We start from the raw sequence: 22540 nt of genomic DNA, 5'->3' as shown, positions 1-22540 counted from the left end.
TGAGTTGAAGATAAAATGCTTATCGTAAGCTGCTCATTCCCTGCCCAAACCGCTGCTCGGCGGCCAGCACGTGCTTGCAGGCCCCGCGCTGGCCCTGGTGGTCGGTGTACCACTGGCAGGTGCAGCGGGCGGGGCCGGCGCCGCCTACCACCACCGTGTGCCACACGTGCGAGCTGCGCACGCGCACCTCGGCGCGGCCGTCGGGGCCTAGGGCGGCCAGGCGCACATGGTCGGCGTCGGGCGCCAGCAGGGCCTGGGCGTTTTTGAGGCGCGGGTTCAGGCGCGCGATGCGGTCGAGGCGGAAGGGCAGGCGGCGGTAGAAATACTGGTTACGGCTCAGGTCGAAGCCCAGCAGCCCCAGGGCCGAGAGGCTAGCGCAGAGTTGCGCCACGGTGGCCGGGCTCAGGTCGTGGGCCAGGCCGAACAGGGTGGGGTTGAAGGCCTCGCCGGCTTGCAGCAGGGCGTTGCCACCGGCTAGCCACTCGGCGGGAAGCCCCGCCAGCATGGCCCCCAGCTGCGTGCCCTCGCCCGAGAAGCCGCGCCGCACCTCGGCCGAGAGCGCCAGCAGAAACTCGTGGCCGCCGCCCAGCTCCAGCACCACGGCCATGGCTTGGGCGCAGGGCGTGGCGTACACCCGCGCCCCCGGGGCCAGGGGCAGCAGCCCGGCCAGCAGGCGCAGGCGGTGCGCCCCGCCCACCCGCACGGCCCTAGGCCCACCCAGCACCTCGTAGCTGACGCGGCCGCCGTGCAGGGCCAGGTAGAGCGGAGTTTTGGCGGCGCCGGGGGGCAGGCCGTGCAGCAGCTGGGCGGCCTGCTCGCGGCCCAGGCGCAGCACCTCGTCCATCTGGGCCAGGTAGCCCTGGGCGGCGGTCAGGCCCCGCAGCCAGCGCTCGGGCAGGGCCACCTTGCGCTCGGTTACGTGGCCGGCGCTGCGCTCCAGCGTCACGGCCTGCTGGCCCACGGCCAGGCCCACCGCCTCGCGCCGATTGATGCCGCACAGCGCGTGCACCATCGGCTCGTTGAAGTTCACGTTGGTGGTGCCCGGCGTCAGCTCGCCGTCCAGGGCGGCTGCCCCCAGGTCGAGGCGGGCGTACACGCCGTTGCACGACGAAAACGCCTCGAAGCGCAGTTGTCCCGCGCCGGCCGTTACGATGGGGTCGCGCAGCACGGCCGCCTGCGGCACGAAGCGCGAAGCCACCACCTTAGCTAACGTGATTAGTCCGCGCGCCGTGAGCCAAGAATCGCGCAGTTGCCCTCGGAAAAACGACGTGGCCGCGCCGGTAACCGCGGCTTCGGCGTAGGCCGCCAGCTGCAGGGCGTGGCCCACCGGCTGGTTTACTAGGGCCGAAGGCGCGGCGTAGGAATAGGTTAGTTCAGACATAGCTCAGAAAGTGCGCTTGTGGCCGCAGCCCCGTGCTGCAACCGCTGCAAAGATGCACCCTGAGCGTTATACTTCTACTAATAATTTTAGTTTTGCTAAAAATAAAAGTTAATAAATGCTAATTAGACTAATTCACCTACTTCAAGAAGCACAAAGACAAAGCAGGCGGTCATGCTGAGCTTGCCGAAGCATCTCTACCGCATCGTCCAGGTGACGTTCGGTAGAGATGCTTCGGCAAGCTCAGCATGACCGCCTGCTTGGCTGCCCTAGGCCCCTAGGGCACCACCACGGCCTCGCGCACCTCGCGGGCGCCGCGCTTGCGCCGGCCGTAGATGTCGAGGATGAGCAGCGGCAGCAGCGTCAGCTCGGCCACCACGCCGAAGAGCAGCGTGAGGCCGATGAGCAGGCCCACGTAGAACGTGCCGTCGAACTGCGAGAAGAGCAGCGTGCAGAAACCGCCTACCAGGATGAGCGAGGTGACGATAACGGCCTTGCCCGCCAGCAGGTAGGTGCGCCGCACGGCCTTGAATAAGTTGGGCTCGTGGCCCAGCGAGAGTTTCAACTTGCTGATAAAGTGAATGGTATCGTCCACCGCGATGCCGAAGGCGATGGTGAAGATGATGCTAGTGCTCACCTTCATATTGACGCCAGCCAGGCCCATGACGCCCGCCACCACCAGGATGGGCAAGAGATTGGGCACGAGCACGATGAGCGTCATGCGCAGCGAGCGGAACAGGGCCAGCACAATGACGGTCACCATCAGGATGTCGATGGCCATACCCTGAATCATGTTCAGGGTTAGGTTCTCGTTGTTCTTGTCAATCAGGTTGCTGGAACCCGTGAGGCGGGTGCGCAGCACAGTCGTATCCACCCCAGTGCGCAAAAATCGGCGCAGCCCCGCGTTCAGTGCGTCGGCCCGGATGCTGCCCATGTCGCCCATGCGCCCGGTCAGGCGGCCGGCCGAGCCGTCGGGCAGGGCCAGGGCCCGAAACTCGGGCTTTTTGCGCAGCGGGCGCAGCCGCGCCACCAGGCCGGCCAGCTCGGCCGAGTCGGTGGGCAGGCGGTAGTCGGCCAGCTCGCCGCCGTGCAGGGCCTTGCGGGTGGCCCGCACCAGCGTGGCCGGCGAGGCCTGAAACTGCAGGCCGTAGGTGGCCGTGAGGTAGTGCTCGATGCGCTCGGTTTCGCGCAGCACGGCCGGGTCGTACACGGTGCGGCCGCCGGCGGGCTTCAGCTCCAGCTCGAAGGGCCGCACGCCGGCAAACTGCCGGTCGAAGAAGGCGAAATCCTGCCGCACGGGGTCGCGCTTGCTTAGGTCGTCGAGCAGCGAGGAGTTGATGCGTACCCGCGTGGCCAGCCCAATGCTTACCACCAGAATCAGCCCGCTGGCCGCATAGATGCCCCAGCGCCGCCGCAGCACCCCGCTAAAGAGCCCACCCAGCACCCCATCCCAGCTGTGGCCCTGGCGCCGGGGCTCGCGCAGCTGCGGCTGGCCCAGTAGCACCAGCATAGCCGGCAGCAGCGTAAAGCTTAGGAAAAACGCCAGCAGCACCGCTACGCCCGTAAACAGCCCAAAGTTGTGAATGGGCTTGATGGTGCTGGTCATGAGCGTGAAAAAGCCGATGCTGGTGGTGAGCGCCGACAGCCCCGAGCCGAAGCCCGACTCGCGCAGCGTGGTGCGCAGGGCCGCTTTCTTGCCCGCCCCGTAGCCCAGTTCGCTAACGTAGCGCGAGATGATGTGGATGGTATCACTCATGCCCACCACGAACAGCATCAGGGGCAGCAGGGCCGTCATCAGGTCGATGCTGACGCCGGCCGCGCCCATCACCCCTAGGCCCCAGAGCACCGCCCCCAGCACCACCACCAGCGGCAGCACCACGCCCCACCACGTCCGGAACGTGAGCCGGAGCAGCCCCGTCACCAGCACCACCGCCAGGCTGATGAACACCATCAGCTCCATCTTCAGCCGGTCCACGAATACCGACTGCGCCACCACGCGGCCCGCCAGGTGTAGGCGCGCGTCGGGCAGGCCGGCGCGAGCGGCGGCGGCGTGCAGGGCCGCCAGCAGCGAGTCGCCGGGCGGCTTCTTGAGGTCGGGCGTGAGCTGCAGCACCAGGGCGGCCGCGCGGGCGTCGCGGCTAAGCACGTTGCCCACCAGCCCCGGCGTTTGAAAAATCAGGGCCGAGTCGGCGGCACGGCGGCTGGGGTCCTGGGGGTGCAGGTAGGGCAGCTCGTACACCCCCACGCCCTCCACCACGGGGTTGCGCAGGGTGCTGAGCGAGGTGACGCCCAGCACGTGCGGCAGCGTGCGCGCCTGCCGGGCCAGCGAGTCGAGCTGCGCCACAAAAGTGGGCTCGAACACGGTGCCGCCCCTAGGGGCCTCCACGCCCAGCAGCAGGTAGTCGTTGTCGTTGCCGAAGCGCTGGCTGTAGCCCTGGTAGTAGTCCAAGTCGGGGTCGCCGGCGGGGTAGAAGTCGTTGAAATTGTAGTTGAAGCGCAGCTGGGCGGCGTAGTAGCCGGCCAGCCCCGTGAGCAGGGCCAGCACCAGCAGCGTGAGGTGCGCGAGGCGTCGAAGCGGCATAAACGAAAGCAGAGCCTACATAACGCCACGCCTGGGTTCGGGGTTCGGGCAAAAGCCGGGCGCTACTTTTAGCGGCGGCTGCGCGGGTTAGGCGCGGCGCTCTGGGCTATGCGCGTAGTTTCTCTTTGGTTTTTGCAGCTGCGGCTGGTGCTGCTCGTGCTGCTGGGCGCGGCCGGGCTGGCCCGGGCCCAGGCGCCGGCCACCGGCCGCGTGGTGGCCAGCGGCACCGGCGCGCCCCTGCCCCAGGCCACCGTGCGCCTGGCCACCGGGCCCGCAAGCGCCGGCACCAGCACCGACGAGGCCGGCCGCTTCACGCTGCCCCTGCCGCCCGGCACCGACCCTAGGGCCGCCCGGCTGCGGGTGTCGCACCTGGGCTATCAGCCGCGCGAGGTGCCCGCCGCCCAGCTCGGCGCCGACGTGGTGCTGGAGGAGCAAACGTATCAGATTGGGGAAGTGACCGTTACCGCCGCCAGCGTGCGCCAGCTGCTGGTGCGCACCTGGCGCCTAGCCGACGAGTCGCTCGACGTGGCGGCCCAGGACTTGCTGGCGAGCGGCCGTCGGCAGGGCCTGAAAGGCATTGAGTGGGTAGCCCGCCACCCCGACGAGCTGCGCGAGGTGCTGCAGAAAGCGCGCTTCACCTTCCAGCCCGACGGCACCTTGAAAGTGAAGATTATGCTGTTTGGGGCCAAGGGGCAGTGGCTGCTCGACGAGGAAAGCCGTACCCTCACCGTGCGCAACCGCACCGGCAGCAGCACCTCTACCGATACCGTGGTGGAGCTGAGCGCCGACCGGCTGGTGCTGCACGACGCCACCTCGGGCCTACCCAACGCCGTGTACGTGCCCGCCGACTAGCGCCGGTAGTAACTCGCCGCGTGTATATTAGAAGCAATTATCACCATATCACTTCCCTAGGACCAATGAAAAAGACCCTGCTCGCCCTCGCCCTGTTGGCCTCCGCCAGCACCGCCTTCGCCACCGACGGCCCCAAGCCCACCGCCAAAGCCGGCAAGCGCGCCGACGGCTGCACCGGCATGGCCGCCGCCAAGTGCGACAAATCAATGATGACTGCCAGCGCCAAAATGGACGGCATGCCCGCCTGCTGCCGCGCCAAGATGGCCGCCCGCGCCGCCGCTACTACCACTGCCTCGGCCGCCAAGCCGGTGGTAAAGTCGCTGTAGTAGCCCTAGGGCCCGTTTGCTACAAGAAAGGCCGCCCGGATTAGGCGGCCTTTTTCATGGAAACTAGCGGCGCTACTACGGGCGCTCGGTTGCTGATTGACGCTCGCGCAGCAATTGCTGAGCTGCTGCCAGGGCCGCTGGAACCAACTTTCTGGCGGCCACGATTTGCTGTAATTCTTCGGTGGGCTTGCGTTCAAAGCGGGCGCTAAACTCGGCTACCTCAGCCCGGTAAGCTTGCGCGATTTTTTGCTCCGATGGTCTGATGGCCGCCGCCAGCCAGGCATTGGCCCGCTGCCGATACAGGCCGTAAACCAAGAGGCTCAGCAGCAGGCCTTCTATACTTAGCATGAAGCGCAACTCATCGAACCCTAGGCCGATGGAAAACTGGCCGGGTAAGAAGCTGATTAGGCTGAACAGCGCCAGCAGGCAGCACGCCACCAGTACGTGCTTGTAGTAGCGGCGCAACCAAAAGAAGCTAGCCAGCAACGCGGCAACTGCTGCAAGCCCTCCGTACTGCTGCGCAGTAAGGGCGTAGCGGTAGTCCTCGGCTGGGAAAGTCACTAGCACGTTTAGCAGCGTGCCCAGGCATGCCAGTAGTAAAATCAATGTTGGGATAAGTGGTCGGTAGCGAGTGAGCATATCACAAGAACGAGCCAGATGAGCACGCAGGCAAGCAAAACCGTAAGTTTGGTAACCGTAAAAGTGCTACCATGCCCACCCTTGAAGTGCTCACCCGCATCGCGGCGCCCCCAACGCGCTGTTTCTACCTGGCTCTGAGCGTGGACCTGCACGCCGAATCGACGCGCCAAACGCACGAGTAGGTAGTGGGCGGCGTGCGCAGCGGCGTGCTGCAGCTAGGCGACGCAGTGACGTTTCGGGCGCGGCACTTCGGCGTGTGGCAGACCTTAACCAGCCAGATTACCGAGTACCAAGCGCCGGCCTACTTCTGCGATGCGATGCAGCAAGGCGCTTTCAAAACCATGCGGCACGAGCATTACTTTGAACCTGCTGGTGCTGGCACGTGCATGCGCGACGTGTTTGCCTTCATTTCACCCCTAGGGGTGCTGGGCCGGCTGGCCGATGCGCTGGTGCTCAAGCGCTACCTGCGGCACTTCTTAACGCAGCGGGGCGCCGTGCTAAAGCAAATGGCTGAGGGCGAGAGCTGGCGGAAATTTCTGCCACCAGCCTAGCCGCTAACTGGTCTGGCTTAGCAGGTTATAGGCTCATCACGCGCGCAATTGTTTTACATAGCTCGGCTATATTCGTGTCTCTATCCGTTGATTGATTTTCCGCTATAGTTACATGAAAAAGATTATTTTGCTGGTAGCCACGCTGTTGTGCGCGGGCCTTGCGGCCACGGCCCAGACGCCGGAGAAGAAAATGTCCACGGCCGTGCTGAAAAATAACCTGGCTACGGCCGAAGCGTTGCTGGCCGCCGGCACCAACCCCAACGCCGTAGTGGAAGTGGTGCCCGGGATGCCCACCACCTACCTGATTACGGCTGTAACCGACGGCAGCGTCGACCTGGTGAAGCTGCTGCTCAAGTATAAAGCCCAGGTCAACCAGCCTGACGGGTTCAAGATGACGCCCCTGATGACGGCCGCCGGCAAGGGCGACAAGGCCCTGGTGGAGCTGCTGCTGGCCAGCGGCGCCGACGTGCAAGCGCGCGACGGCGACGGCAAGGATGCGCTGGCCCTGGCCAAAGAAGCCAACCACCCCGACGTAGCCGCCCTGCTGGCACAGCGGCAGAAGTAGGAACTGGCGCCACGCCCGCGGTGGCCGCTACTTTTGCAGCCGCTTTCCCCGCTTACCATGCGCCAGTACCACGACCTCCTTCGCCAGATTCTCGACCACGGCACCGCCAAAACCGACCGCACGGGCACGGGTACGCTGTCTATTTTTGGGCCGCAGATGCGGTTCGACTTAGCCGAGGGCTTCCCGCTGATTACCACCAAGAAGGTGCACCTCAAGAGCATTATCTACGAGTTGCTGTGGTTTTTGCGGGGCGATACCAACGTAGCCTACTTGCAAGAGCACGGGGTGAGCATCTGGAACGAGTGGGCCGACGCCCAGGGCAACCTCGGGCCGGTGTACGGTTACCAGTGGCGCAGCTGGCCCGATGGCCAGGGCGGCCACATCGACCAGATTAGCCAGGTAATCAACCAATTGAAAACCCAGCCCGACTCGCGCCGCATGGTGGTGAGCGCCTGGAACGTGGCCGACCTGCCCCAGATGCACCTGCCCGCCTGCCACGCCCTGTTCCAGTTTTACGTGGCCGATGGCCGCCTCTCGTGCCAGCTCTACCAGCGCTCGGCCGACGTATTTCTGGGCGTGCCCTTCAACATTGCCTCCTACGCCCTGCTCACGCTGATGGTGGCCCAGGTAACGGGCCTGCAGCCCGGCGAGTTTATTTGGACCGGCGGCGACACCCACCTCTACAGCAACCACTTAGCCCAGGCCCGCGAGCAGCTAGCCCGCGCCCCGCGTCCCTTGCCCACCATGCGCCTCAACCCGGCCGTGACGGATATTTTTAGCTTCGCGTTCGACGATTTTCAGCTGGAGAATTACGCGCCCTGGCCCGCCATCAAGGCGCCCGTTGCCGTATAGCTGCTGCATGAGCCAGGGCCTAGGGCACCAACTACTACGCGGGGCGTTGCTGCTTGGAGGCGGGCTGTTGGCCAGCACGCCCGCCCGCGCCCAGTACGCGGCGCCGGGCTTTCCGATGCTGCCGCTGCACCGGCCGCTGCCCCCGCCCGGCCCGCCGCCCGAAGACCCCGCCAACCTGCCCCGCTTCTGGCACGAGCGCGACGCCGAGCGGCAGGCCGCCGGCCGCAACCGCTTTTTTGAGCTGGTAATGGCCCGGGCCCAGTACCCCGAGGCTGCCAAGCCCCCAGCCACGCAGCCTGCGGCGGCCATGCCCACGGGCCGCATTTTGGTGGTGCTGCTGGTGCGCCCCGACGGCAGCGTGCGCCAGCCGCCGCGCATCAGCCGACGCGAGCTGGAGCAGCCCGAAAGCGCCTACCCGCCCGCCGCCCTCCGCGCCCTCGACGCCGAAGCCCAACGGGTGCTGGGGGCGCTGCACTTCGTGCGCTCGCGCTCGCTGCTCGACTCACTGGTGGTGCCCATGCGTTTCCAAACGCGGTAGCAAGGGCCCGCGGCCGCTGTCCCTTTCTGAGATTAATTCGCTCACTGAACAGCCGCATTCAGCTGGCAAACCCCAAAACTGGACGAAAGGTGGGGCCGGGCGTCCGCTAAGATAGGTGCCTTTATGCTTGATAATGAGTTGATACTACTGTTGGGCTAATAGTCCAGCTTAATTGGCACTTGAATTGTAACTCGCAGGGTTATCCTAGCTAACGTTCCTGCCCCGTGCCTACTCAACTGCTTTCCACCCTGCATCGGTCGCTGATTGCCTTCAGTGCCCTCGCCCTAGGCCTAGGACCGCGGGCCCAGGTGCTGGCCCAGCACCAGGTAACCGAGGCCGACCTGCACCACCACCAGGCCGACTGGGAGCGCCTGCTGGTGCTGCGCGCCGCCGGGCGCGGCAACACCCAGCGCGCCAGCCGAGAATTTCCCGGCACATAGGCCCCTAGGCCCTATACCAGCCCAAACTTCTTGCCCGGCAGCGCGCGCACCAGTCCCCGAAACTCGAGCGCCAGCAGCAACGAGGCCACGGCGTGGATGGGCAGCTGCGCCCGCCAGGCCAGGTCATCCATCTGGGCTTCGCGGCCGGGCGCGGCGGCCAGCACGCGCACCAGGGCAAACTCGTCGGGCGAAAAATCGTCGGGCGAGTAGGTAGGGGCGGGCAGCGGCTTGCCCGGCAGGTGCAGGGCGGCATCCCAGTTCAGCAGCTGCTCCAGGTCGGCGGGGTACTGGTAGAGGGCGGCTTTGTGGCTCTTGATGAGGGCGTTGCAGCCGGCCGAGGTGGCCGCCCCTAGGGGGCCAGGCACGGCCAGCACGTCGCGGTCGTAGCTTAGGGCTAGCTCGGCGGTTATCAGGGCGCCGCCTTTCTCGGCGGCTTCTACCACCACGATGCCGTCGGCCAGGCCGGCGATGATGCGGTTGCGGGCCGGGAAGTTATAGCGGTCGGGCCCAGTGCCGAAGGGAAACTCGGTGAGCAGGCCGCCGGTTTCGCGCAGCTTGTCGGCCGTTTTGCGGTGCGCGGCGGGGTAAATCACGTCCAGCCCCGTGGCCATGACGCCTACCGTGGGCAGGCCCTCGGCCAGGGCGGCGCGGTGGGCTAGGATGTCAATGCCGTAGGCCAGGCCGCTGACTACCAGCGGCTGGTGCGGCACCAGGCCGTGTACCAGCGCCTCGGTTTGCTCGCGGCCGTAGTCGGTGGCCTGGCGCGTGCCCACGATGGCCACGGTCTTGGGCGCGTTCAGGTCGGCCGGGCCCTGGTAGTAGAGCAGGGCGGGCGCGTCGGCAATAAGCTTGAGGCGGCGCGGGTAGCTTTTGTGGGTGTAGAAGAGCAGCTCGACGCCTTCCTTTTCGGCTTTGCGCAGGCTGGCCTCGGCCTGGCTGAGGGCCTGGCCGCGCGCGGGCCCGGTGAGGGCGCGCACCGTGGCGTCGCCCACGCCCGGCACGCGCCGCAGCTTGCCCGGCGGCAGGTGCAGCACGTTGCGCGCCGAGGCGCCGTAGCTCATCAGCTGCCGCGTGAGCTGCGGGCCAACGCCCGGAATGAGCGTGAGGGCCAGTTCGTAGAGGAGGTCGTCCATTCAGTTAATGTGCGGAATATGACAAATGTAAAAATGTAAAAATCAACCGGTTGTCGGTGCAGTCTCGCGCTAGGGAGTCATCTTTTACATTTCCGCATCTGTCCTGTTCCGCACATTAAAAATTACTTTTCGTCCAGCTCCTTTTTAAGGCTGACCAGAAAGCTGCGCACTTTCTCCAGGCTTTGGATGACGTCGATTTTATCCTTGAGCTGGCCGCCTTTGTGCTTCATCATCTCGCGGGCGCCGGCAATGGTGTAGCCGCGCTCCTTCACCAGGTGGTAAATGGTGCGGAAAGTATCGACGTCGGCCTGGGTGAAGAGGCGGTTGCCCTTCTTGCTTTTGCGCGGGGCCAGCTCCGGAAACTCGGTTTCCCAGAAGCGGATGAGCGAAGTAGCCACGCCGAACTGCTCGGCCACCTCGCCAATGGTGAAGTACTGCTTGGTGATGTCGCGTTCTTTATAGGGCATAGCCGGCGGGGTTTGGGCCGCTAAAGCTACTCAATCGACCTTGTATTCCCGGGCCAGCTCGTCGTAGAGCGGCAGCAGGGCGTTGGCCTGGCCCTGCTTGTCGAACACGGCCTCCCAGGTGTTGAGCGGCTCCCAGATGAAGGTGCCCCGGCCCTTGCCGCCGGGTAGGTGGAAGGCGATATCGTTGACTTCCTTTTTGCGCTCAGAATATTCTGCCACCACCACGTCCTGCGGGTAGCGCTGGGCTAGCTGGGTTAGGTTTTGGCGCAAATCGGCCAGCGTGCCGTGCCACTTGGGGTAGTACGACTGCCCGATGACGTCGTAGTTCACGCCAGCCGCCTGCATGCGGTCGAGCCAGGCGTTGGAGAGCTGCGCTTGGCCGCCTAGGGCAATGTGGAGCATGACGAGGCTGCGCGGGCTGGTTTCGCGCACGGCGGCCACGCCCGCTTTCACCAGCTGGGCTAGCGTGGCGTAGCGGGCGGCGCTGTCGGGCAGCTGGGTGTTGGCGTCGGGCCAGAGCATCCCGTGGCTGATTTCGTTACCCACCTGCACCATGTCGGGCGGGGTGCCCTGGGCGGCCAGCGCCCGCAGCACGTCGCGGGTGTAGTCGTGCACGGCCTGGGCCAGGGCCGCGCCGTGCAAGTTGCGCCAGGCGGCGGGCTTAAACTGCTTCTGCGGGTCGGCCCAGGTGTCGGAGTAGTGGAAATCGAGCAGCAGCTTGAGGCCGGCCGCCTTTACGCGCTTCGCCATGCCTAGGGTGTGGGCCAGGTCGCAAAAGCCCTTGCCCGGCGAGTAGCCGCTGTCGGCCGCCGGGTTGTGGAAGATGCGCAGCCGGATGTAGTTGAAATGGTGGTTCTTGAGAATCTGGATGGCGTCCTGCTCCCGGCCCTGGTCGCTAAATTTCATTCCCCGCGCCTCTAGCTGCGGCAGAAAGGAGATGTCGGCCCCGAGCACCTTGCCCAGGCGCTTGGGGCGCGGGGCCGCGGGGGCAAAGGCCAGCAGCAGGGCCAGTAGCAAGGCGGCGGGCAGCAGGAGCCGGGTAGGGCGGGGGAGGTGGCGCATGGGTAGCAAGGAGTGGAAAATAGAAGGAATAACGGGACAGAAAAAAGGCGGTAGAGCCGCTGAGCCCCGCGAAGCAGCTCTACCGCACATGTACTCCTAACGTCTGAGGGTCGCTGCGCGGTAGAGCTGCTTCGCGGGACTCAGCATGACGTTCTGCTGCGGAGCGGGCTACAAGGACACCCCTAAGGGCCCAAAGCTGCCGCGAACCCTGGCGCCGCCGCTAGTGTTCAAGAAAGTTACCTTTGCCGCGCCTAGCGCCCGGAATTAGAAAAAAGAAGGTCTTCAGGCCAACGCATACTTTCTAATTCATACTTCATACTTAGCCAGATGCTCCCTACCGCCAGCCACGTCCGCCAGCAGTTTCTCGATTTCTTCGCCTCCAAGGGCCACCACATCGTGCCCTCGGCGCCGCTCGTCGTCAAGGACGACCCCACGCTGCTGTTCATCAACAGCGGCATGGCCCCGTTTAAAGACTACTTTCTGGGCAACAAGCCCGCGCCCTTCAAGCGCATCGCTGACACGCAGAAGTGCCTGCGCGTAAGCGGCAAGCACAACGACCTAGAGGAGGTAGGCTACGATACCTACCACCACACTCTGTTTGAGATGCTGGGCAACTGGAGCTTCGGCGACTACTTCAAGAAGGACGCCATTGCCTGGGCCTGGGAGCTGCTGACGGAGGTGTATAAGCTGCCCAAGGAGCGCCTGTACGTGACCTATTTTGAGGGCGACCAGGGCGACGGCCTAGGCCCCGACACCGAGACGCAGGGCCTGTGGCGCCAGTACGTGGCCGAGGAGCGCATCCTGCCCGGCAATAAGAAGGACAATTTCTGGGAGATGGGCGACACGGGGCCGTGCGGGCCGTGCACCGAAATCCACATCGACCTGCGCGACGAAAGCGAGGTGGCCCAGAAGAAGGGGAGCGAGCTGGTGAACGCCGACCACCCGCAGGTGGTCGAAATCTGGAATAACGTGTTCATGGAGTTCCAGCGCCTGGCTGACAAGTCGCTCATCAAGCTGCCCGCCCAGAGCGTGGACACTGGCATGGGCTTCGAGCGCCTGATGATGGCCGTGTCGGGCGTGAAATCGAACTACGATACCGATGTATTTCAACCGCTTATTCAGTTCATCGCCAAGGAAGCCGGCGTGCAGTACCACGGCACCTCGCCGGCCACGGTAACCGACCAGCCCGCCACCGAAAACGAGCGCACCGACATTGCCATCCGCGTTATTGCCGACCACATTCGGGCCATTGCCTTCACCATTGCCGACGGCCAGTTGCCCTCCAACGTGAAGGCCGGCTACGTGATTCGGCGCATTTTGCGCCGGGCCGTGCGCTACGCCTTTTCGTCGCTCAATCAGAAGCAGCCCTTCCTCTACAAGCTGGTGCCGGTGCTGGCCGACCAGATGGCCGGCATCTTCCCCGAGCTGAAGGCCCAGCAGGCCTTCGTGATGCGCGTGATTGAGGAAGAGGAAATTGCCTTTTTGAAAACGCTGGAAACCGGCCTGCGCCGCCTGGATGCGCTGGAGGAAACCGCCCGCCAGAACGGCGGCGTGATTGACGGCAAAACGGCCTTTGAGCTGAGCGACACTTTCGGCTTCCCGCTTGACCTGACGGCCCTTATTGCCCGCGAAAAGGGCCTAGGGGTGGACGAGGACGGCTTTAAGAAGGAGCTAGCCCAGCAGAAGAACCGCAGCCGCAACGCCCAGGAAACCGAGCAGAGCGACTGGGTGACGGTGACCGACACCGACGCGCCCAACCAGTTTGTGGGCTACGACCAGGACGAGGCCCCCGCCCGCCTGCTGCGCTACCGCCAGGTGGACAAGAAAGGCAAAACCGAGTACCAGCTGGTGCTAAACCAGACGCCCTTCTACGCCGAGAGCGGCGGCCAGGTGGGCGACACGGGCTACCTGGAAAGCGACTTCGACAAGGTGCGCGTCATCGACACGAAGAAGGAAAACGACCTCATCATTCACACTACCCTGGCGCTGCCGCAGGACCTGACGGCCGAGCTGCGCGCCCGGCCCGACGCCGCGCGCCGCGCCCTCATTCGCAACAACCACACGGCCACGCACTTGCTGCAAGCCGCCCTGCGCCAGGTGCTCGGGGCCCACGTGCAGCAAAAGGGCTCGCTGGTGAACGACAAGCTGCTGCGCTTCGACTTCTCCCACTTCACCAAGGTGACGGACGCGCAGCTGCGCGAGATTGAGCAGCTGGTGAATCAGCGCATCCGCCAGCAAATTCCGCTCGATGAGCGCCGGAACGTGCCCATCGACGAGGCCAAGGGCCTAGGGGCCATGGCCTTGTTTGGCGAGAAGTACGGCGACTTCGTGCGCGTCATTACCTTCGACAAAGACTACTCGGTGGAGCTGTGCGGCGGCCTGCACGTGGCCAACACGGGCAGCATCGGCTACTTCAAAATCACGAGCGAGAGCGCGGTGGGCGCCGGTGTGCGCCGCATCGAGGCCGTAACCGCCGGCGCGGCCGAAGCTTACGTGGACCAGCAGCTCGCCCTGCTGGGGCAGGTGCGCGAAGCCCTGGGCAACCCCCAGCACCTGCTGCCCAGCCTCGACAAACAAACCGAGGAAATCGCGGCCCTGCGCAAGCAAATCGAGCAGTTTGCCCAGCAAAGTCTCAGCCAGCAAAAAACCCAGCTCCTAGGCCAGGTGAAGCCGGTAAACGGCCTCAACTTCCTGGCCGCCCAGGTGCAGGCCAGCTCGGCCGACGACCTTAAAAAGCTGGCCTACGACCTACGCCAGCAGGTGCCGAACCTGGTGGCCGTGCTCGGCGCCGACCTCGACGGCAAGCCCCAGCTGGCCGTGATGCTGGCCGACGACATTGCCCAGGCCGGCCGCCTCAACGCCAGTACCCTGGTGCGCGAGCTGGCCAAGGACATCCAGGGCGGCGGCGGTGGGCAGCCGTTCTTCGCCACCGCCGGCGGCAAGAACGCGGCTGGCCTCGGGGCCGCCCTAGCCAAGGCCGAGGGGCTGGTGGCCGCCGCGGGATAAAGGCTTGCCAAGACTTACAGCCCTGCAAATCGTATTCGACGTGTCACCTGGCCGCGTAAGTTTCGCCCTGGAGGTATTGCGCAGCCTCTCCTTTGCCCAAAACTCGCGCCCGGTTAAGCGCCCTGGAGCCGCCAAAGATGCCACTGGCTACTTACCGACTTCACCGGCCTGCGGCTGGCTTACGCGCAATTTGACCGGGGTGAGGGCATTGATTTTACGTCCCCAGCCGAACAGGGTAGGTATTGATGGCCTTGTCCATAGGTAATCATTGCTGGCAGTTTTCCCGTATGTTTAAAAACCAGTAGCCCCTAGGGGCTATCCGTTGTACCACTAGTTCGTTTTTGCCCCATGGAAGTCGCCAGCTACACCCTGGCCGAAGCCACTTCGGCCGCGCCCTACCTCGACTACGCCCGCTGCGTGGACGACGACAACCGCCCCGCCAACCACGTAGGTGACTGGCCCGTGAAGGGCGAGGTTTACCCCGTGCGCATCGTAGAAAGCCGCCTCGAAGGCATTCCGCTGGTGCACGTGCTCACCTTCACCGGCGAGGCGCCCTACTACAACGCTTTTGCCCCGCACCGCTTCGAAATCACCTGCCGCGAATACCTCAACTAGGTTCGTTGCGCCAGCCGGCCCTAGGGCCCTGCTTAGCTTAAAAGCCCCGCCCGGTGCGCCGTCGGCGGGGCTTTTTGCGGCAGCGGGGGCCTAGGCACTGGGCGGCTGCCAGCCCGCGGCGGCGGGTAAAGGGGGCTGAAGAAAAATTAATTTCAGCCTCAGGTGGTCCTCAGGGGGGCGCGGCACCTTTGAATCAGGTAAGCGGAACGAACCGCTTGCGCTACCTCATTCAAATCCTTTTTTTCGATGGTACCCACTGCATTTAAAATCGCCCTGGCCGCGCTGCTGCTCGCCGGCTCCGCCGCTCAGGCCCAGCAGGCCGCTCCTGCTACCGCTACTCCCTCGTCCACCAAAACCAAGGTAAAAACCAAGCGCGGCCAAACCAGTCAAGCCAGCCAGGCTGGCGCGCAAGCCCCCGTGCCGCCCGCCGGCACCCTGGCCGCTGCCGTGCCGGCCCCGCCCGCCGGCGGCCCCCCGGCCCCCCGGCCCGGCGATGGTCCCGGCCGCCCCGCTGGCCCCCACGGTCCCGGTCCGGCTGGCCCCGGTGGCCCTAGGCCCGCTGGCCCCGGCCAAGGCCCCCAGCGCGGCGGCGTGCGCGCCCTCACCGATTTCACCGGCACGCTCACCGAGTACACGGCCGCCAACGACGAGCAGGTGTACGACGCCTTCCAGTTGAAAACCAGCGTCGGCACCGAAACCGTGCGCTTCCCGCGCCACCTGGGCCAGGCCCTGCAAGCGGCCGCCAAGGCGGGCAGCACCGTCACCGTGTCGGGCTTCCGCGACACTGACCCCGAGGGCCGCGCCAGCCTGCACCTGGTGAGCCTGACGGCCGGCGGCCAAACCGTGCGCGACACGCCGCCCGCGCGCCCTACCACCCCGCCCACCGAGGAAACCACCACCGTGCGCGGCACCGTGCAGCGCCTGCTGCAAGACCCTAAGGGCCGCACCAATGGCCTGGCCCTGAGCGATGGCACCGTGTTGCACCTGCCCCCGGCCGCTACCGAGCAGCTAGCCGACAAGCTGAAAGCCGGCGCCACCGTGGCCGCCACCGGCACACTGCGCGCCGCCCACCCCGGCGAGGTAGCCGCCCGGCCCGTGCGCGTGGTGCGCGCCCAAACCATCACCCTCGACGGCGTGCAGTTTCTGGTGCAGTAGGCAGATGGGCGGGCGCGCGGCCGGCGGGGAGGGCGGGGCTTTTAGGTCCGCTGCCAGCCCTAGGCCGCGCGCCCGCCAGACCGCCGCCCGCGCCGTTTTAGCGTAAGGAGGCGCAACTAGTGGCCCCAAGTAAGCAAGCTAGGCGGCTGGGTAGCAGGTGGGCGTAGGCTCACTTGCACGCGGCCGCCTAGCTCCGTACCCACCCGCTACCAGCTACCCAATTTCCCTTGACCACCCGCCCCCATGCGCATTCTGGTGATTGAAGACGAGCCGCGCCTGGCTGAGTTTATGCGCCAGGGCCTGACCCAGGCCGGCCACGTGGCCGACGCGGCCGACAACGGCGCCACCGGCCTGGAAATGGCCGCCGCCACGCCCTACGACGTCATTTTGCTGGACTTGATGCTGCCCGGCCAAAACGGCTTCGACGTGCTGCGCAACCTGCGCGAGTTTGGCCTAGCTACGCCGGTTATTATCGTGAGCGCGCTCAGCGGCACCGAGCACGTGATTAAGGGCCTGGACGCGGGCGCCGTCGATTACCTGCGCAAGCCCTTTGCCTTCGATGAGCTGCTGGCCCGCCTGCGCACGGTGCAGCGCCGCCCGGCCACCACCGAGAGCCCGGTGCTGCGCCTGGCCGACTTAGAGCTGGACCTAGTGCACCGCCGCGCCGCGCGGGCCGGCCAGGTGCTGGCGCTCACCAACCGCGAGTTTGCCCTGCTTGAGCTGCTGCTGCGCCACCCCGGCCGGGTCATCACCAAAACCTACATGGCCGAAAAGGTGTGGGAAGTGGACTTTGACATGGGCTCGAACGTGATTGAGGTGCACCTTTCGCAGCTGCGCCGCAAAATCGACCGCGCCTTTCCCACCCGGCCGCCGCTGCTCGAAACCGTGGTGGGCCACGGCTACCGGCTGCGCAACCCGGCCCCCGCCGCGTGAGGGCCCTGGCCGGGCTGCGGGGGCAGCTGGCGCTGGCCTTTGCCTTCATCTTCGGGGCCGTGACGCTGCTGGTGGGCACGGCGCAGTACCGGCAGGTGGCGCGGGTGCTGCACCAGGGCGACGATGCCCGCCTGCGCGCCCGCGCCCGCGCCCTGCTCGAGCAGGTGGATGTGAGCAGCGCCGTGCCCGTGGTGCCGCTGCCGGGCCGCGGCGAGCGCCTGCGGGTGCTGGTGGAGGCCAGCGGCCCGCCCGCCCGCGAGCTGTTTCACTCGCCCGGCTTTGCGCTGCGGGCCGGCGGGGCGCTGCCGGCGGGCCTGCGCGGGGTACAGCTAACGCGTCAAAGCACGGACTACGCCGGCCGCTCGGTGCTGGTGCGCCTGTGGCTGGCCCACCCCGCGGCGGCGGTGGCCGCCGACTTGCGGCGCGTGCGCCTGGGGCTGTGGGGAGCGCTGGCGGGCAGCCTGGTGCTGGCCGCCGCCCTGGCCGCCGGGCTGGGCTGGTGGGTGCTGCGCCCGCTGCGGCGCATCAGCCAGGGCGCGCGCCGCATGGGGGCCACGCCCGGCGCCGAGCGCCTGCCCGAGCCCCAAACCGGCGACGAGGTGCAGGAGCTGGCCCACGCCCTCAACCGGATGCTGGACCGCCTGCAAGCCGGCGCCGAGCTGCAAGACAATTTCCTGGCCGCCGCGGCCCACGAGCTGCGCACCCCGCTGGCGGTGCTGCAAACCGGCCTGGCCGTGACGCGCCAGGCCCCCGAGCTGCCCGCCAGCCTAGGCCCCGCCCTGGACGCGCAAGCCCAGGAGCTGGAGCGCCTAGGCCGCCTGGTCGAAGATTTCCTGCTAGTCAGCCGCCTGCGCTCCGACGCCCTGCCCCTCACGCACCGCCCCGTAGCCCTGGATGGACTGGTGCTGGCCGCCGCCGACCAGCTGCTGCCGCGCTTCCAAGCCGCCGGCCGCCAGCTGACGCTGGCCGTGGACGAAGCCGTGCCCGACTACCGCGTGCTGGCCGACGCCGATAAGCTAACTACTGTAGTGCTCAACCTGCTGGATAACGCCCTGCGCCACGCCCCGCCGGGGGCGGCCGTGCGCGTAGCCCTAGGGCAGGAGCCCGCCACCGGCTACTACTACGCCGAAGTCAGCAACCCCCTGCGTACCACCCTGGGCGACCTCGCGCGCCTGACCACTGCCCGCTACCAAGCCGACGTGCTCAGCGGCGGGGCGGGCCTGGGCCTCTGGCTCAGCAACCGCATTGCCGAGCTGCACGGTGCCCCGCTGGCCCTGCGTGAAACCGCAGGCCAGCTGCACGTGCGCCTGCGCCTGGCGGCGGCGCGGTAAATGAGTGAGTAAAGCAGCACGTCATTCCTCGCAGGCTCGGAGTGACGTGCTGCTTTACTCACTCATTTACCGCGCCGCCAGAACTGGGTGCCGTCTTCGCCCAGCAGCTGGCCGCCCATGCGCTCGCCCCGCTCGTGGGTGAGGATGGTGAGGCCGGGGCTCCAGCTGACTTCCAGCTCGGGTTGCCCTAGGGCCTCAAACTTGGCCCACCAGCGGGCGGGCGGGTTGCAGTCGGGGTAGTACACGTTGGCGGTTTCGGCCACCACCACTTGCTGCGCTGGAAACAGCTGGCGGGCGGCCGCCAGCTGGGCCGGCAGGTCGTGGTCGAAGTAAATGTTGAGCCCCACGATGTCGAGCAAATCGGGGCGGCCCTGCTGCCAGGTGTGGCAGTCGTGGGCCTCAGCCACCGCATCAAACTGGCCCAGCACCGTGGCGAAGGGCCGGGCCTGGTCGGGGTAGGGCACGGCGGGGTCCCAGCCCCAGGGCTCGCTCATGGCGGTGCGGCAGGCGGGGTCGCCGGTTTTCAGCCCCTGGGCAATGGCGATGGTGATGGCGCTGGTGGTCCGGTACACGTCCCACCAGCTGCGCCCCCCGAAGGGCCACTGCCGGCTCTGGGGCGCGGCAATCCAGTCGGTCCAGATGCCCAGCTCCACCCCTAGGTTGTAGCTGCGAAACGCGCCGGGGTAGCGCCGGGCCACCTCGCAGGCCAGCTCGCGCAGGGCGGCGGCCGCCTCGCCGTTCCAAAACTGCGTTTCGCTCAGCCACTCGGGCAGGCCGTAGTGGTTGAGTACCAGCTCTACCTGCCCCTGGCTGACGGCCGCCAAGCGGTCGAGCCACTGGTAGTCGGGCTGGCGGGCGGCCTCATCCCACAAAATGGTGTCGCGGAAGCGGGTGATGCCCATTTCGCGGGCCCGCTGGTAGTGAAACTCCAGGTGCTCGACGTGGCCCGTGGCGCGGGTGTTGGAGAAGCAAAGCGGGCGGTTCTCGTCGCCGTAGCCGCGCACTACGCTGCCATCAAAGCACAAACCATATTGCATGCAAAAGCGGAAAAATGAAAAGGTTACATACGGGCGCGGGCTTTAAATGACTACTTGCCCCTAGGCAGCCTCGTTCCAGGCGTGGTTCCGCCGGCCCTAGGGCCGGGCGGCCGAATCGGGCGGGGCGGCCGGTGCACCCACGCCAAAATGGCGCGCAAACTCGGCGGCGTGGCGGCCGGGCAGAAAGAAAAACGCCGAGTCGTTGTCGGCCACGTATACCGCGCGCCGGGCGCCGGGCGCGCCCGCGGGCAGCGCGTAGGTGACCAGGTGTCCGTCGCCAAAGGTGGCCACCTCGCTGGTGTAGTAGCTGACCTGCGTTTTGGGAAAATCGTAGACTTTGAGGGAAGTCGAGTCGGGCTTGATGGGCGGCCGCTCGTGGGCCAGCATGTGCAGGGCATTATATTTCGCGCGTTCTTCGGGGGTTTTGCCGCAGGCGGCGCAAAGCAGCGCGGCGGCCAGCAGGGGTTGGGCTCTCATGCGGGCAAGCTACAACGCCGGCTGGCTTTAGGGGCGGGGTTCCTTCCGTTGTAGCCGGCGGGGTGGGCCTAGGGGCCCGCGCGGCCGGTGCCCGCGTTGCCGGGGCTGGCCCCGCGGGGCGCCCGGTAAACTATTCGCCGGCGGCCAAGCTGCCCCTTAGCAGTCCCGCCGGCGCGGCTGGCCGGGGCCGCGCCGGTTGCCAGCAGGTAAGCCAGCAAACCCCCTAGGGCCCGTTCTTTGCGCGCCGGGTCGCGCGGCCATTCTCGCCGGCCCGGTTTCTGCCCATGCCCGAAGGCACCATCCTGGTTATCGACGATGAAGAGTTGCTGCGCCACGCCCTGGTGCGCACCCTGGAGCTGGAAGGCTACTCGGTGCTGGCCGCGCCCGATGCCTACCGGGGCCTGCAGCTGCTGCGCGAGCGGGCGGCCGAGGTGCTGGTGGTGCTGAGCGACGTGAAGCTGCCCGACGGCCGAGGGCTCGACCTGCTGCCGCGCTACAAAGCCCTGGCCCCGCTGGCCGAAGTGGTGCTGCTGACGGCCTACGGCACCATCGCCGATGGCGTGCAGGCCATGAAGAGCGGCGCCTTCGACTACCTCACCAAAAGCGATGCCGACGAGCAGCTGGTGGTGGTGGTGGAGCGGGCTGCCACCAAGGCCCGGCTGCAGCACCGGGTGGCCGACCTCGAAAAAAAGGTGGGCGCCCAGCACAGCTTCGAGGCGCTGATTGGCACGGCCCCGGCCCTGGAGCAAGCCAAAAAAATGGCCCAGCAGGTAGCGCCCACCGAGGCCACCGTGCTGCTGACGGGCCCCACCGGGGCCGGCAAGGAGCTGTTTGCGCAGGCTATTCACCAGGCCAGCCCGCGCCGCCGCCAGCCCTTCGTGGCGCTCAATTGCAGCGCCTTCCCCAAGGAGCTGCTCGAGTCGGAGCTGTTTGGCTACCGCAAAGGGGCCTTCACCGGGGCCCAGGCCGATAAGAAGGGCCTGTTTGAGGAAGCCAGCGGGGGGACCTTGTTTCTGGATGAAATCGGCGAATTGGAGAGCGGCGCCCAGGCCAAGCTGCTGCGGGCGCTCGAAACCCAGGAGTTTACCAAGCTCGGCGACGGCCGCCCCACGCGGGTAAACGTGCGCGTGCTGGCCGCCACCAACCGCGACCTCAAGCAGCAGGGCGAGGCCGGACACTTCCGGCCCGACCTCTACTACCGCCTCTCGGTGGTGGTCATTGCCGTGCCGCCCCTGAGCGCGCGCCGCACCGACGTGCCGGCGCTGGTGCGCCACTTCGCCCAGCATTTTGGGGTCCGGCTGCGGCAGCCGCCCCTGCAAATCAGCCCCGAGGCCCTGCGGGCGCTGGAGCACTACGACTGGCCGGGCAACATCCGCGAGCTGAAAAATGTGGTGGAGCGGGGCGCCATTCTGACCCCGCCCGGCCAGCCGCTGGCCCTGGAAGACCTGCCCCTAGAAATTCAGCGCAGCGGCGGGCCGGCAAGCGACGACCCGCGCACGCTGCGCAACGCCGAGCGCCGCCACGTGCAGCTCATTCTGGAGGCCTGCGGCGGCAACAAGGCCGAAGCAGCCCGGGTGCTGGGTGTGGCCCACACCACGCTCTACCGCAAAATTCAGGAGTACGGCCTTTAGCCCCATGCCAAGCACCGGGTAGGGGAGGGCTGGGCCTTGAAACTAGGGGCGCACGGCGGCAAGCTGCCGGCCTGGGCGCAGCGTGACCGGGCTGCATGGGTGGTTTCAGTAGCTGTTGGGCCGCTGCCATTCTGCTCGCCCTTCGCGCTCACCCCACGAGACCCCTTTGGGGCATAGCCCCCTCCCCTTCGGGAGAGGGGGAACTAGTGTTTAGCTCTAAAAAGCTAGATAACTAACCCAAGTTGCGGAGTATAGTTAAGTCGTCAATTCCCCTCCTTAGCTAAGGAGGGGACGCTTCGGCGAAGCCGAAGCGGGGGTGGTTGACGTCGGTGAACGACCCGCCCGCCAACTCGTTCACCGACGTCAACCACCCCCGTTGGCGCTCCGCGCCAACATCCCCTCCTTAGCTAAGGAGGGGAGTGCGCCGTCTGGCACTACTTCGCACCTTGGGTTAATGAAATAACTAGGGTTAGTTCCCCCTCTCCCGAAGGGGAGGGGGCTATGCCCCAAAGGGGTCTCGTGGGGTGAGCGCGGAGGGCGAGCAGAGCGGGCCTAGCATTCTGCACAAACGGACTAGCGAAACGCTAGTCCCGCCGCTGCCGGCTGGCTGGCTGGGCGGGGCCTAGGTGAAATATTTAGTGCTGACCAGTAAGGTCTTAGCGATTTTTTGGGGTGGTGGGTGGCCGTTGGGCCCGGCCGTTGTAGCTAGGGAAATCGCGCCCGTTGCGGCGCTTTCCTAAGTCCTCTCTCCTCCCTTCAAGCCCCCTCGCGCATGAGTTCTGTCCTGCTGATTCTGCTGCTTACTGCCGCCGGCGTAGCCAGCTTCTGGCTTTTCTACAAGTCGATTGATTTTTTCGACCACCTCTAATTTTTTCCGCTTTCGCGCCATGATGCTTGCCCTGCTGCTGCTCGCCCTCGCCACGTTCGCCTACCTGTGTTACGTGCTCCTCAAACCCGAGAAATTTTAACGC

The 22540-nt window shown here is 66.4% G+C and carries 22 protein-coding genes; 14 read left to right on the top strand and 8 right to left on the bottom strand.

The genetic code is table 11. The features are described from left to right. Positions 1-19: 19 nt before the first annotated feature. Both HHL22_RS03790 and HHL22_RS03785 read right to left on the bottom strand, forming a co-directional pair. Positions 20-1381, bottom strand: coding sequence for an SWIM zinc finger family protein (locus tag HHL22_RS03790; protein ID WP_169529626.1), 1362 nt, complete (start codon positions 1379-1381; stop codon positions 20-22). A 274-nt stretch (positions 1382-1655) separates the two neighbouring features. Further along, positions 1656-3959, bottom strand: coding sequence for an efflux RND transporter permease subunit (locus HHL22_RS03785; RefSeq protein WP_169529625.1), 2304 nt, complete (start codon positions 3957-3959; stop codon positions 1656-1658). 108 nt (positions 3960-4067) lie between these two features. Between HHL22_RS03785 and HHL22_RS03780 the strand changes: the two genes are divergently transcribed. Both HHL22_RS03780 and HHL22_RS03775 read left to right on the top strand, forming a co-directional pair. Next, complete coding sequence (locus tag HHL22_RS03780; RefSeq protein WP_169529624.1) at positions 4068-4811, top strand: carboxypeptidase-like regulatory domain-containing protein; 744 nt, start codon at positions 4068-4070, stop codon at positions 4809-4811. 65 nt (positions 4812-4876) lie between these two features. Further along, complete coding sequence (locus HHL22_RS03775; RefSeq protein WP_169529623.1) at positions 4877-5137, top strand: hypothetical protein; 261 nt, start codon at positions 4877-4879, stop codon at positions 5135-5137. Between the two features lie 75 nt (positions 5138-5212). Here HHL22_RS03775 and HHL22_RS03770 read toward each other — a convergent pair whose 3' ends face one another. Next, positions 5213-5776, bottom strand: a complete 564-nt coding sequence (locus HHL22_RS03770) for a hypothetical protein (protein ID WP_169529622.1) — start codon at positions 5774-5776, stop codon at positions 5213-5215. Positions 5777-5982: 206 nt separating this feature from the next. On the opposite strand from HHL22_RS03770, the gene HHL22_RS03765 reads away from it, so the two are divergent. From HHL22_RS03765 to HHL22_RS03745, 5 genes are all read left to right on the top strand, one after another. Then, complete coding sequence (locus tag HHL22_RS03765) at positions 5983-6327, top strand: SRPBCC family protein (RefSeq protein WP_241737960.1); 345 nt, start codon at positions 5983-5985, stop codon at positions 6325-6327. A 112-nt stretch (positions 6328-6439) separates the two neighbouring features. After that, positions 6440-6892 carry an ankyrin repeat domain-containing protein gene (locus HHL22_RS03760; protein WP_169529621.1) on the top strand — a complete coding sequence of 151 codons (453 nt, stop codon included), beginning with the start codon at positions 6440-6442 and terminating at the stop codon, positions 6890-6892. A gap of 57 nt (positions 6893-6949) precedes the next feature. Continuing rightward, positions 6950-7744, top strand: a complete 795-nt coding sequence (locus HHL22_RS03755) for a thymidylate synthase (protein ID WP_169529620.1) — start codon at positions 6950-6952, stop codon at positions 7742-7744. A gap of 7 nt (positions 7745-7751) precedes the next feature. Then, entirely contained in the window at positions 7752-8282 is a 531-nt protein-coding gene (locus HHL22_RS03750; RefSeq protein ID WP_169529619.1) for a hypothetical protein, read from the top strand. Between the two features lie 224 nt (positions 8283-8506). Then, entirely contained in the window at positions 8507-8722 is a 216-nt protein-coding gene (locus HHL22_RS03745) for a hypothetical protein (RefSeq protein ID WP_169529618.1), read from the top strand. 11 nt (positions 8723-8733) lie between these two features. Here HHL22_RS03745 and dprA read toward each other — a convergent pair whose 3' ends face one another. The 3 genes from dprA to HHL22_RS03730 form a co-directional block, all read right to left on the bottom strand. Further along, positions 8734-9855 carry a DNA-processing protein DprA gene (dprA, locus tag HHL22_RS03740; protein WP_169529617.1) on the bottom strand — a complete coding sequence of 374 codons (1122 nt, stop codon included), beginning with the start codon at positions 9853-9855 and terminating at the stop codon, positions 8734-8736. 122 nt (positions 9856-9977) lie between these two features. Then, positions 9978-10322, bottom strand: coding sequence for a MerR family transcriptional regulator (locus HHL22_RS03735; RefSeq protein ID WP_169529616.1), 345 nt, complete (start codon positions 10320-10322; stop codon positions 9978-9980). A 30-nt stretch (positions 10323-10352) separates the two neighbouring features. Next, entirely contained in the window at positions 10353-11384 is a 1032-nt protein-coding gene (locus tag HHL22_RS03730; RefSeq protein ID WP_169529615.1) for a glycoside hydrolase family 53 protein, read from the bottom strand. Between the two features lie 327 nt (positions 11385-11711). Here HHL22_RS03730 and alaS point away from each other — a divergent pair, with 327 nt between their 5' ends. The 5 genes from alaS (at position 11712) to HHL22_RS03705 (ending at position 18424) form a co-directional block, all read left to right on the top strand. After that, complete coding sequence (gene alaS, locus HHL22_RS03725; protein ID WP_169529614.1) at positions 11712-14390, top strand: alanine--tRNA ligase; 2679 nt, start codon at positions 11712-11714, stop codon at positions 14388-14390. A gap of 348 nt (positions 14391-14738) precedes the next feature. Then, the gene (locus HHL22_RS03720; protein ID WP_169529613.1) at positions 14739-15005 is read left to right on the top strand and encodes a hypothetical protein; all 267 of its coding nucleotides are present in this window, start codon (positions 14739-14741) and stop codon (positions 15003-15005) included. A 246-nt stretch (positions 15006-15251) separates the two neighbouring features. Next, positions 15252-16160 carry a hypothetical protein gene (locus tag HHL22_RS03715; RefSeq protein ID WP_169529612.1) on the top strand — a complete coding sequence of 303 codons (909 nt, stop codon included), beginning with the start codon at positions 15252-15254 and terminating at the stop codon, positions 16158-16160. 243 nt (positions 16161-16403) lie between these two features. Then, positions 16404-17093 (top strand): response regulator transcription factor, encoded by a 690-nt coding sequence (locus HHL22_RS03710; protein ID WP_169529611.1) that lies wholly within the window; start codon positions 16404-16406, stop codon positions 17091-17093. Then, positions 17090-18424, top strand: coding sequence for a sensor histidine kinase (locus tag HHL22_RS03705; protein ID WP_169529610.1), 1335 nt, complete (start codon positions 17090-17092; stop codon positions 18422-18424). Before HHL22_RS03710 ends, HHL22_RS03705 begins: the two co-directional genes overlap by 4 nt. A gap of 62 nt (positions 18425-18486) precedes the next feature. Here HHL22_RS03705 and HHL22_RS03700 read toward each other — a convergent pair whose 3' ends face one another. Further along, positions 18487-19461 (bottom strand): hypothetical protein, encoded by a 975-nt coding sequence (locus HHL22_RS03700; RefSeq protein ID WP_169529609.1) that lies wholly within the window; start codon positions 19459-19461, stop codon positions 18487-18489. A 96-nt stretch (positions 19462-19557) separates the two neighbouring features. Beyond that, positions 19558-19938, bottom strand: coding sequence for a hypothetical protein (locus HHL22_RS03695; RefSeq protein WP_169529608.1), 381 nt, complete (start codon positions 19936-19938; stop codon positions 19558-19560). Positions 19939-20222: 284 nt separating this feature from the next. On the opposite strand from HHL22_RS03695, the gene HHL22_RS03690 reads away from it, so the two are divergent. Then, a complete protein-coding gene (locus tag HHL22_RS03690; RefSeq protein WP_169529607.1) occupies positions 20223-21569 on the top strand; it encodes a sigma-54-dependent transcriptional regulator in 1347 nt (448 codons plus the stop codon). 887 nt (positions 21570-22456) lie between these two features. Then, positions 22457-22537 carry a K(+)-transporting ATPase subunit F gene (kdpF, locus tag HHL22_RS24445; protein WP_169530958.1) on the top strand — a complete coding sequence of 27 codons (81 nt, stop codon included), beginning with the start codon at positions 22457-22459 and terminating at the stop codon, positions 22535-22537. Positions 22538-22540 lie beyond the last annotated feature (3 nt).

Source organism: Hymenobacter polaris (assembly GCF_012927305.1).
In the GTDB taxonomy this organism is placed as follows: domain Bacteria; phylum Bacteroidota; class Bacteroidia; order Cytophagales; family Hymenobacteraceae; genus Hymenobacter; species Hymenobacter polaris.
The sequence above is the reverse complement of the archived record's forward strand: the minus strand, read 5'-3'. Positions and strand labels throughout refer to the sequence as shown.

Coding starts and splice junctions, on each gene's coding strand:
- HHL22_RS03790 (WP_169529626.1), bottom strand. CDS start 1,381: ATGTCTGAACTAACCTATTCCTACGCCGCGCCTTCGGCCCTAGTAAAC.
- HHL22_RS03785 (WP_169529625.1), bottom strand. CDS start 3,959: ATGCCGCTTCGACGCCTCGCGCACCTCACGCTGCTGGTGCTGGCCCTG.
- HHL22_RS03780 (WP_169529624.1), top strand. CDS start 4,068: ATGCGCGTAGTTTCTCTTTGGTTTTTGCAGCTGCGGCTGGTGCTGCTC.
- HHL22_RS03775 (WP_169529623.1), top strand. CDS start 4,877: ATGAAAAAGACCCTGCTCGCCCTCGCCCTGTTGGCCTCCGCCAGCACC.
- HHL22_RS03770 (WP_169529622.1), bottom strand. CDS start 5,776: ATGCTCACTCGCTACCGACCACTTATCCCAACATTGATTTTACTACTG.
- HHL22_RS03760 (WP_169529621.1), top strand. CDS start 6,440: ATGAAAAAGATTATTTTGCTGGTAGCCACGCTGTTGTGCGCGGGCCTT.
- HHL22_RS03755 (WP_169529620.1), top strand. CDS start 6,950: ATGCGCCAGTACCACGACCTCCTTCGCCAGATTCTCGACCACGGCACC.
- HHL22_RS03750 (WP_169529619.1), top strand. CDS start 7,752: ATGAGCCAGGGCCTAGGGCACCAACTACTACGCGGGGCGTTGCTGCTT.
- dprA (WP_169529617.1), bottom strand. CDS start 9,855: ATGGACGACCTCCTCTACGAACTGGCCCTCACGCTCATTCCGGGCGTT.
- HHL22_RS03735 (WP_169529616.1), bottom strand. CDS start 10,322: ATGCCCTATAAAGAACGCGACATCACCAAGCAGTACTTCACCATTGGC.
- HHL22_RS03730 (WP_169529615.1), bottom strand. CDS start 11,384: ATGCGCCACCTCCCCCGCCCTACCCGGCTCCTGCTGCCCGCCGCCTTG.
- alaS (WP_169529614.1), top strand. CDS start 11,712: ATGCTCCCTACCGCCAGCCACGTCCGCCAGCAGTTTCTCGATTTCTTC.
- HHL22_RS03720 (WP_169529613.1), top strand. CDS start 14,739: ATGGAAGTCGCCAGCTACACCCTGGCCGAAGCCACTTCGGCCGCGCCC.
- HHL22_RS03715 (WP_169529612.1), top strand. CDS start 15,252: ATGGTACCCACTGCATTTAAAATCGCCCTGGCCGCGCTGCTGCTCGCC.
- HHL22_RS03710 (WP_169529611.1), top strand. CDS start 16,404: ATGCGCATTCTGGTGATTGAAGACGAGCCGCGCCTGGCTGAGTTTATG.
- HHL22_RS03700 (WP_169529609.1), bottom strand. CDS start 19,461: ATGCAATATGGTTTGTGCTTTGATGGCAGCGTAGTGCGCGGCTACGGC.
- HHL22_RS03695 (WP_169529608.1), bottom strand. CDS start 19,938: ATGAGAGCCCAACCCCTGCTGGCCGCCGCGCTGCTTTGCGCCGCCTGC.
- HHL22_RS03690 (WP_169529607.1), top strand. CDS start 20,223: ATGCCCGAAGGCACCATCCTGGTTATCGACGATGAAGAGTTGCTGCGC.
- kdpF (WP_169530958.1), top strand. CDS start 22,457: ATGATGCTTGCCCTGCTGCTGCTCGCCCTCGCCACGTTCGCCTACCTG.